This window comes from Methylobacterium sp. AC433, from assembly GCF_979253015.1.
The window spans coordinates 1-9,477 of record NZ_CEEDBN010000034.1 but is presented as its reverse complement, the minus strand read 5'-3'; the positions used below and the strand labels follow the sequence as shown (position 1 = coordinate 9,477).

Sequence of the window (9,477 nt, the reverse complement as noted above, 5' to 3'; positions counted from 1 at the left end):
GCGCTTCCCCCACCCGAGCCCGAGGCCGGCGCCCGCCCCCGGGTGAGCGCGCGGGGCCGCCTGCGGACCTACTTCCTCACCGGCATCATCGTGTCGGGGCCGCTGGCCATCACGATCTACCTGACCTGGTGGTTCATCAGCCTCATCGACGGCTGGGTGAAGCCGCTGGTGCCGGCGAGCTACCTGCCCGACCATTACCTGCCCTTCTCGATTCCCGGCCTCGGCCTCCTCATCGCCTTCGTGGCGGTAACCCTGCTGGGCTTCCTCACCGCCAACCTCGTCGGACGCAGCGTCGTCGAGTTCGGCGAGGTGCTGCTCGCCCGCACCCCGGTGATCTCGGGGCTCTACAAGGGCCTGCGCCAGATCTTCGAGACGCTGTTCTCCGCCAACGGCACCTCGTTCCGCACCGTCGGCCTCGTGGAATTCCCCGTGAAGGGCACCTGGTCGGTGGTGTTCCTCTCGGCGCCGGCCGCGCCCGACGTGCAGAACGCGCTGGCGCCGGGGGGCGACCATGTCGGCGTGTTTCTCCCTTGCGCGCCCAACCCCACCACCGGGTTCTTCTTCTACCTGCCGCGCGCCGACATCGTGGAGATCGCCATGAGCGTCGACGACGCGGCCAAGCTGGTGATGTCGGCCGGCGTGATCCAGCCCGACGATCCGGGGGCGAAGGTCCAGGCCATGGCGGCGAGCCTGCGGGCGGCCCAGGGCGCGCCGGCCGCCGGCCCGGCGCCCCACCGGGAAGAGGTCTGACGTCGCGGGCCGGTCAGGCCGCCAGCCGCCGCGCCTCCACCACCGGCATGGGGCGGCCGAACAGGTAGCCCTGGACCTCGTCGCAGGCGGTCGCGCGCAGGCGGTCGAACTGCGTCTCCGTCTCGATGCCCTCGGCGGTGGTGGCGATGCCGAGGCTCGTCCCGAGGTCGATGATCGCCCGGACGATGGCCGCCGATTGCGGGTTGGACTCCATCTCGCCCACGAAGGAGCGGTCGATCTTGATCCGGTCGAACGGGAAGGCGCGCAGGTAGCTCAGGGAGGAGTAGCCGGTGCCGAAATCGTCGAGGGCGATGCGCACCCCGAGGGCGCGCAGGCGGTGCAGGGTCGCCAGATTGGCCGCGTTCTCCACGAGCAGGACGGTCTCGGTGATCTCGAGTTCGAGCCGCTCGGGCGCCAGCCCGGCCTCGGCCAGGACCCGGGCCACCACGGGGGCCAGGCGGCGGTCCCGGAACTGCAGCGGCGAGAGGTTGACGGCGACCCGGAGGTCCCCGGGCCAGCGCGCCGCCTCGGCGCAGGCCTGCTGCAGGACCCATTCGCCGATCGGCCCGATCAGGCCCGTCTCCTCGGCCAGCGGCACGAATTCGGCGGGGGCGATGGAGCCGCGCTCGGGATGGCACCAGCGCAGCAGGGCCTCGAAGCCGGTGAGCGCGCCGGAGCCGGCTGCCAGGATCGGCTGGTAATGGACCTCCAGCGCGCCGGCCGCGAAGGCGCCGCGCAGGTCCTGCTCCAGGGCCCGCCGCAGCTGGACCCCCGCCTCCATCGCGGGTTCGAAGACCCGATGGGTGTTCCGGCCCGCCGCCTTGGCTTGGTACAGGGCGAGATCGGCGCTGCGCAGGAGGTGGTCGGGATCGGTCCCGTCCGGGGGCAGGCGGGCGACGCCGATGCTCACGCCGATATGGACGCTCTGGCCCTGGATCGGGAAGGGCTGGCCGAGGCTCCGGATCAGCCGGGCGCAGAGCGTCCGCACGCGCTCGGCCTGGACCGGCTCCGGCCCGGGCGCGTCCTCCACCAGGATGGCGAACTCGTCGCCGCCCATGCGGGCGACGAGGACACCCTCTCCGAGGCGTCCTCGGTCCGGCCCCGGACCCTCTCTCGTGGCTTCCTGTCCCATGGCCTCCTGTCCCATGGCCTCCTGCCCGGCCTGCAGCAGGCGCCCGGCGACGCTGCGGAGCAGCGCGTCGCCGGCGGAATGGCCGAGGGTGTCGTTGACGGACTTGAAGTGGTCGAGGTCGAGGCAGAGCAGCCAGGCCCCGACGCCGTTCCGGCGACGCTGCGCGATCGCCGCCTCGAGCCGCTCGCGCAACAGCACGCGGTTGGGCAGGTCCGTCAGGGCGTCGTGATGCGCCATGTGGGCGATGCGGGCCTCGACCCGGCGCCGCTCGGTCACGTCCACCACGGCCGCCAGCACCGCCGTACGCCCGTGGAAATCCAGGACGCGCTCGAACAGGTTGACCTCGATCCGGGTCCCGTCCGCCCGGAGATGGATCCGCGGCAGCCCCGGCCCCGCGACCGCCAGGGCCGCGGGCTCGAGGTCGCCCTGGATCATGGCGAGGAAGCGCTCCCGGGCGTAGCCGTAATGGGTCAGGGCCGCGTCGTTGACCGCGAGGAAGCGGTGGGTGTCGCGGTCGACCAGCCACATCGGCAGCGGATTGTTCTCGAAGAGGAGGCGCGCGGAGGCCTCGCGGGCCTTGAGGTCGCCGACGTCGACGAAGGTCAGGGCGAGGAGGTCGCCGATGCAGCCGGCCTCGATCTTCAGGTGGCGGGTGCCCCCGCCCGGTCCCGGGATGCTGAGCTCGAAGACCGCCCGGTGTTCCGCCTCGATGATGCGGAACAGGCGCGGCAGGGCCTTGGTCTCGACGAGGCCCGGAACGATGTCGGTGAGGCGCCGCCATTGCAGGTCCGGGATGGTGCGGCCGAGCATCCGGGCCGCCCCCTCGTTGGCGGCCACGACCTTGAAATCGCTCGGCCGCCCGTCGGGGCCGCGGACCGTGCTCAGGGCGAGCATGCCCTGGTCGGTGGCGCCGAAGATCGCCTTGACCAGGTCGTAGCGGGACGGCTGGCCCGACAGGCTGAGCAGGACCAGGGGCTGCTCGGCGCCCCAGGACAGGGGCAGGGCCAGGAAGGTGATGCCGGTGACGATGCCGTCGCTGACGCAGTCGCACCGGGTCTGGGCGGGGCCGCCCTGCTCGAGGGCGCGGGCGACGACCTCGTTCAGGGGCTGGCGCACGTCCTCGCCGAGGTCCGACACCGCGCAGCCGATCTCGCCGGGCGCCGTCTCGCTCCGCTGGAGCCAGGCGGCGAAGCGGCTGCCGCCCCAGAGGATCCGGGTCGGCAGGCCGTCCGCGGTGGCGATCAGGGCGGCCTGGTCGGCATGGCGCCCGAGGGTGCCGAGCACGACGGCCTCGTAGCTCGGGATCGCCTCGCCGGCGCGGCGGGCGGAGCGCCAGTGATCGATCAGGCTCGTCGACCGCAGGCCGCCGGACGACCCCCCGTCGCGCGACAATCGCTGGCTCTCGCTCGGCATCGGCTCCCGCTCCCGTGGTAAGGGGCGGATTCTGCACCCGCAGAGATTGATACCAAGTTCATGAGCCGTCTCAGGAAATCGCTTCCGGATCCGCCGGACCCGAGCGGTCCGGTCAGCCCGCCCCGAGCAGCCGGATCGCGGCGTCGCGCTCGAACAGGTAGAGCAGCACCCTGAGCGCCTGGCCCCGTTCGCTCCGCAGGCCGGGATCGCGCTGGACCACGAGCTGCGCGTCGTCGCGGGCCACCTGGAGCAGCTCGGCGTCGCTCTCCAGGCTGGCGAGGCGGAAGGCGGCCAGGCCCGATTGGCGCGTGCCCAGCACCTCGCCCTCGCCGCGCAGGCGCAGGTCCTCCTCCGCGATGCGGAAGCCGTCCTCGGTCTCGCGCATCATCTCGAGGCGGGCCCGCGAGACCTGGCCCAGCGGCCCGCGATAGAGCAGGAGGCAGCTCGAGGCCTTGGTGCCGCGCCCGACCCGGCCGCGCAGCTGGTGGAGCTGGGCCAGCCCGAAGCGCTCGGCATGCTCGATGACCATGATGGTGGCCTCCGGCACGTCGACGCCGACCTCCACCACGGTCGTCGAGACGAGGATCCTGGTCTCGCCCCGGGCGAAGCGCTCCATGGCGGCGTCCTTGTCGGGTCCCGGCATCTTGCCGTGGATCAGCCCGACCGCGTCGCCGAACGAATGGCGCAGGTCCCCGAAGCGCTCCTCGGCCGCGGCGAGGTCGACGAACTCGGATTCCGCCACCAGGGGGCAGATCCAGTAGACCCGGTCGCCGGCGGCCAGCGCCCGGCCCAGGGCCGCCACCACCTCGTCGAGGCGGTCGGTGGAGACGAGGCGGGTGGCGATGGGCCGGCGCCCGGCTGGCTTCTCGTCGAGCACCGAGACGTCCATGTCGCCGAAGCAGGTCAGCGCCAGGGTCCGGGGGATCGGGGTCGCCGTCATCACCAGGATGTCGACGGCCGCGCCCTTGGCGCCGAGCGCCAGGCGCTGGTGCACGCCGAAGCGGTGCTGCTCGTCCACCACCGCCACGCCGAGATCGGCAAAGACCACGCTGTCCTGGAACAGCGCGTGGGTGCCGACCACGATGTCGACCTCGCCCGCGGCCAGGGCCGCCAGGGTTGCGCGGCGCTCGGAGGCCCGGTCGCGCCCGGTGAGGAGGCGCAGGCGCAGGGGGGCGGCCAGGGGGGCGAGGCGCTCGAAGTGCTGGCGGGCCAGGATCTCGGTGGGCGCCATCAGGGCGGCCTGGCGCCCGACCTCCACGGCCGAGGCCATGGCCAGCAGCGCCACCGCGGTCTTGCCGGAGCCGACATCGCCCTGGAGCAGGCGCAGCATGCGCCGGTCCGAGCCGAGGTCGCCCCGGATCTCGGCGACCGCGCGCCGCTGCGCGCCCGTCAGTCCGAAGGGCAGGGCGGCCTCGATCCTTCCGCTCAAGGCCCCGTCCCCGGCATTGGCCCGGCCCGGCGCGCGCCGGTTGCGGGCCCGCATCAGGGCCAGCGCCAGCTGCGAGGCGAGCAGCTCGTCGTAGGCGAGGCGGCGCCGGGCCGGGGAGCGCGGCGGCGCGCTCGCCCCCTCGGGGACGGGCGGCGGCGCGCGCTCGGGCCGGTGCTCGGCCCGCAGGGCGTCGGCGAAGGCCGGCAGCCCCTCCCGGGCGAGCCAGGCCGGGTCCTGCCACTCGGGCAGCACCGGCAGGCGCTCCAGGGCGGCATGCGCCAGCTTCGAGATCGCCCGCGAGGTCAGGCCCTCGGTGGCGCCGTAGACCGGCTCGACGCTGGGCTGGGCGGCGAGCCCCGCCTCGTCGACGATGCGGGCCGGATGCACCATCTGGCGATGCCCGTCCCAGAGGTCGATCCGCCCGGTGATGTAGCGGTGGGCGCCCAGCGGCAGCATCTTCTCGACCCGGGCCTGGGGCATGCCGAAGAACACCAGGGTGATGTCCCCGGTGGGGTCCTCCACCAGCACCCGGAAGGGGCGGCGCCCCGCCCCCGGCTGGGGCGCCCGGTAGCCCGTCACGGTGACGCCGAGCGTCACGGGCTCGCCGGGGGGCGCCTCGGCGATGGAGCCCATCATCCGGCGGGCGACGCCGCCCTGGGGCAGGTGGAACAGGAGGTCGACGATCCGGGCCGGCTGCTCGGGCGTGCCCAGCAGCCGCTCGATCATCGGCGCCATCTTGGGCCCGATGCCGGGCAGGCCGCGCGCGGGCGCGAAGAGGGCGTCGAGGATGCTCGGGCGGAGCAGGGGCTGGCGGGACGCGGCGTCGGTCATGCGGCTCGGGGGCGGGACACGGGCGAGAGGCGGGACATGGGCGAAAGGCGGGACATGGCGGGACCTGGGCGAGAAAGGGAACCCGGAGGAGGGACAGGCCCCTGGCAGAGGCGGGACCCCGGCAGAGCCAGGCCCCCGGCGGAATCGGACGGCGCGGGCGCGGGACCCCGCCCCGCGCACGGGCGGGATGGCGGCGCGGCCCGCTGCCTCTATATACCGCGCAGAAGGCTTGGTCCCGCGACGCAGAAGGCTTGGTCCCGCGACGGATGACGCGGCGGGGCCGGGCCGGGGCCGCCCCGACCACAGGATCCTCCGATCCAGGGATCACGGCATCCCGGGATCACAGCATCACAGGCTGACCGCATGTCCGGCACCACCCGCACCAGCGCCGACCTCGATCCGCGCCGCCGCCGCACCCTCTTCCGCGCCTGGCACCGCGGCATCCGCGAGATGGACCTGATCATGGGCCGCTTCGCCGATGCCGAGATCGGCACGCTCTCGGAGGAGGAGCTCACCACCTTCGAGGCCCTGATCGAGGTGCCCGACCGCGACCTGTTCCGCTGGCTCACCGGCGAGGACCCGACGCCCGAGAACTACGACACGCCGGTCTATCGGCGCCTCAAGGCCTTCCACAAGCACGACGCCCCGATCCACTAGGCGACGGCGGGCGCTCCACGCCGACGGCCCGATGCCGGCCCGGACGGTCACCGCCGGGCCTCGGAAGACCGCAGAAGAACAAGAGCGTGCCGGCCGGCCGGGAAGCGCAGGGGCTCGCCGTCGATCATCGGGGGACGATCGTCGTTCCTCGAACGTTACCGGCGATACCCAAAAGCGGCCGAGACGTTCCATCATGCATCAACTAGATTCGTTCGAATTTCTCTTCGGACCAAGGCCGAAATGCTTTCGAAACCTTCCCGATCTACTGATTCCGGCAGAACATAAAGCGAAGACATAGCGCGGGTCTGTCTGATGGGATCTTCGATCAAGGGGCGCGTTTTCGCGTCCGCAGCAGGGCTGGCCTGCTGTCTCGGGGGCCTCCAGGCCTACGCCAACGCATCGACCGTCGCCGGCATCGTCATCCAGAAGGCCAGACAATTCGGCTTCCGGGCCGTCACCCTGCAGGCCGGCGGGTCCATCGTGCTGTCCAACGAGGAAGCCACGGCCGTCCACCACGCCTACATCGAGGCGGACGGCATCCGCCGCGACTTCGGCGACCAGGCGCCCGGCAGCCGCACCACGCTGGTGTTCTCGCAGCGGGGCGACTTCCTGGTTCTGTGCGGCGTGCACCCGAAGATGACGCTCGCCGTCCACGTCGACTGAGAGGAAGGCGGCCGCGGGCGGCAGGCCGGGGCGGTTCGGTCAACGCCCGGAGGCGCGCGCCGCCGGTCGTCCCTCGGCCGAGGCCAGGAACTGCACGTTCAGATTCGGGCCGGACCGGTGCCGCACGGCGCAGTCGAAGCGCCGTCCATCCGCGGCGACGACGATCGCGAACCGATCCGGCACCGCGACGGACTGGCCGAGATGCAGCCGTGCGCCGCCCTCCGACAGGTCGCGGATGGAGCAGGCGATCCGCTCCCCGCCGGGCAGGTGGATCGCGGCGCGCAGCAGGACGCGCGCCCGCCGCTCGGTGCGCCGCTCCTCCATGCCGATGGTCCAGTTGTCCAGCCCCGTGCTGATGCGCGACACGCCATCGGCCGCCCGCTGCATGCTGGTCAGGATCGCGCCCGTGGCCTGGGCCTGCTCGTCCATCGAGGCGGTGACCCCGTCGACATGCCGGCTGATCGTGCCGATCGCCGCCGTGATCGTCGCCAGGGTGGTCGCGACCTCGGTGGAGACCGCCTGCATGCCGGCGATCTCGCCGCTGATCCGGCGCGTGGCGGCCGCCGCCTGGCCGGCCAGGTTCTTCACCTCGGTCGCCACGACCGCGAAGCCGCGCCCGGCCTCTCCGGCCCGGGCCGCCTCGATCGTCGCGTTCAGCGCCAGGAGATTGATCTGCTGGGCGATGTCCGTGATCAGCGTGGCGACGCCGCTCATCGACTGGGCCGCGCCGCGCAGCCGCTCGGTGGCGGCATCCGCCTCCCCGGCCCGGCCGTGGATGTCGTCCACGACGATCTTGGACTGGGCCATGCTGCGGGAGATCTCCAGCGCGGAGTCGTTCATGGCGTCGGCCGCATCCGTGACCGCCTGGACGTTGTCGAGGGTGCGCTCGGCGGCCTCGACCGCGACGGAGCGCGCCTCCATGTTGGCGGTGACGTCGGTGGCGTACTTGACGATCTTGGTCAGGCGGCCGGCGGGATCGAGGATCGGGTTGTAGCTCGCCTGGATCCAGACGGGCCGGCCGCCCTTGCCGAAGCGCTGGAACATGCCCGCCGCGCAGTGGCCGCTGCGCAGGCGGTCCCAGAAGACGGCGTAGTCCGGCGTCTGGGCGTAGCCGGGCTCGACGAACAGGGCGTGCGGCCGGCCCCGGATCTCCTCGATCCCGTAACCGAGGGCCGCCAGGAAATTGGCATTGGCGTCGAGGACCGTCGCGTCGGGGGCGAACTCGATCACCGCCTGCGACCGGTTGACGGCCGCCAGCTGCGCCAGCGCATCCACGACCTGCAGCTTCTGCGCGGTGATGTCGGTGGCGAACTTGACCACCTTGATCGGGACCCCGTCCCGGTTCCGGATCGGGTTGTAGGTGGCCTGGATCCAGATCTCGCGGCCGCCCTTGGCGATGCGCCTGAACTCGCCCGCGCGGAACTCGCCGCGGGCGAGGTCGGCCCAGAACGCCTGGTACGCGGCCCCCGCGCGCTCGGCCGGATCGACGAACAGGCCGTGATGGCGCCCCTGGACCTCGTCGCGGGCATAGCCCACCGCGGCCAGGAAGTTGGCGTTGGCCTCCAGGATCGTGCCGTCGAGGGCGAATTCGATGACGGCCTGGGAGCGCTGCAGGGCTTCGAGCTGCCCGTCATGGTCGATGCTGCGCAGGACCTGCGCGGTGACGTCGCTCGCGAGCTTGACCACCCGGGTCACGCGGCCGGCGCGGTCGCGGACGGGGTCGTAGGTGGCCTGGATCCAGACCTCGCGGCCATCCTTCGCGAGCCGCTTGAACGCGCGCGTCTGCGGCTCGCCGCGGCGCAGGGCGTCCCAGAACGCGCGATAGGCTTCGCTGCCCCGCTCCGCGGGGGAGACGAAGCGCGTGTGCGGCTGCCCCGTCACCTCGGCGAGGCTGTAGCCCATCAGGTCGAGGAAGGGGCCGTTGGCGGTGAGCACCGTGCCGTCGGGCGTGAATTCGATCCGCGCCCTGGACCTGTCGATGGCGGCCATCAGCGCGCGCAGATCGGTGTCGAAGAACGGCACGGACGTGTTCCCACGATGCGCGACCCGCATCCCGGCTCGTTCTAGTCGCTTTCGATTAAGCAAACCCGAAACAGCTTCGAGGCGCCCCCTCGGCGGCGTTCAATTCTCGGCGATCAACGCTTCCCGTGAACCCCGACGGATGCCCCGGAGACCGAGGTCGAGCCCTGGCGCTGCTCGGCCCGCCGGTCCTGCGAAAGACCTTGACAATATTCCTAATTTGTGCCCATATCCCCCGACCTGCCGCCCGGACGAATCGGGAGCCTGACCGGAGACCGACCGGGCGGGCTGAAGGGCGGCGGGGCGGTGCCCGCGTCGGTGGCTTCGGTCGCTGCCGCCCCGGGCGACGGCTCGCTATGACCGCCGGCTCGGCACAGGGCGGCGCGCCGGGGGAGGAAATGCCCTTGGCCGTCCGACCCGTCGCTGGGCCAGCGGGAAGAAGCTGCGGCGCCGCCCATGACGAGGCGGCGTGCGACGAAGGCTCGCTCCGAAGCGTGCGGGGTCTCCCTAGTGGTTGAGGTCTGACGGTTGAGTCCGCGTGGGGTTTTGGTTTGAGGCCTGTCCTGCGAGTCTGGCGGAATGC

Annotated in this window: 6 protein-coding genes; 3 read left to right on the top strand and 3 right to left on the bottom strand. The window is 72.6% G+C overall.

What is annotated here, in order from left to right; genetic code table 11:
- The coding region (locus AC0IWM_RS23495) for a DUF502 domain-containing protein (protein WP_471759068.1) at positions 1-750 on the top strand (750 nt) is incomplete at its 5' end.
- A gap of 13 nt (positions 751-763) precedes the next feature.
- Here the strand turns inward: AC0IWM_RS23495 and AC0IWM_RS23490 are convergent.
- A complete protein-coding gene (locus tag AC0IWM_RS23490) occupies positions 764-3,295 on the bottom strand; it encodes a putative bifunctional diguanylate cyclase/phosphodiesterase (RefSeq protein WP_471759066.1) in 2,532 nt (843 codons plus the stop codon).
- 112 nt (positions 3,296-3,407) lie between these two features.
- On the bottom strand, positions 3,408-5,555 hold the full coding sequence (gene recG, locus AC0IWM_RS23485) for an ATP-dependent DNA helicase RecG (RefSeq protein ID WP_471759064.1): 2,148 nt from the start codon (positions 5,553-5,555) through the stop codon (positions 3,408-3,410).
- A gap of 363 nt (positions 5,556-5,918) precedes the next feature.
- On the opposite strand from recG, the gene AC0IWM_RS23480 reads away from it, so the two are divergent.
- Together AC0IWM_RS23480 and AC0IWM_RS23475 are read left to right on the top strand one after the other, a co-directional pair.
- Positions 5,919-6,212: an FAD assembly factor SdhE gene (locus AC0IWM_RS23480; RefSeq protein WP_056477903.1), complete on the top strand. Its 294-nt coding sequence runs from the start codon at positions 5,919-5,921 to the stop codon at positions 6,210-6,212.
- A 312-nt stretch (positions 6,213-6,524) separates the two neighbouring features.
- Positions 6,525-6,875 carry a cupredoxin domain-containing protein gene (locus tag AC0IWM_RS23475; protein ID WP_056477900.1) on the top strand — a complete coding sequence of 117 codons (351 nt, stop codon included), beginning with the start codon at positions 6,525-6,527 and terminating at the stop codon, positions 6,873-6,875.
- A 39-nt stretch (positions 6,876-6,914) separates the two neighbouring features.
- On the opposite strand, the gene AC0IWM_RS23470 is transcribed toward AC0IWM_RS23475, so the two are convergent.
- Positions 6,915-8,897: a methyl-accepting chemotaxis protein gene (locus AC0IWM_RS23470; protein WP_471759062.1), complete on the bottom strand. Its 1,983-nt coding sequence runs from the start codon at positions 8,895-8,897 to the stop codon at positions 6,915-6,917.
- Positions 8,898-9,477: the final 580 nt, after the last annotated feature.

Bases quoted from the DNA above. Each gene is read 5' to 3' on its own strand.
- AC0IWM_RS23490 (WP_471759066.1), bottom strand. From the start codon at position 3,295: ATGCCGAGCGAGAGCCAGCGATTGTCGCGCGACGGGGGGTCGTCCGGC.
- AC0IWM_RS23475 (WP_056477900.1), top strand. From the start codon at position 6,525: ATGGGATCTTCGATCAAGGGGCGCGTTTTCGCGTCCGCAGCAGGGCTG.
- recG (WP_471759064.1), bottom strand. From the start codon at position 5,555: ATGACCGACGCCGCGTCCCGCCAGCCCCTGCTCCGCCCGAGCATCCTC.
- AC0IWM_RS23480 (WP_056477903.1), top strand. From the start codon at position 5,919: ATGTCCGGCACCACCCGCACCAGCGCCGACCTCGATCCGCGCCGCCGC.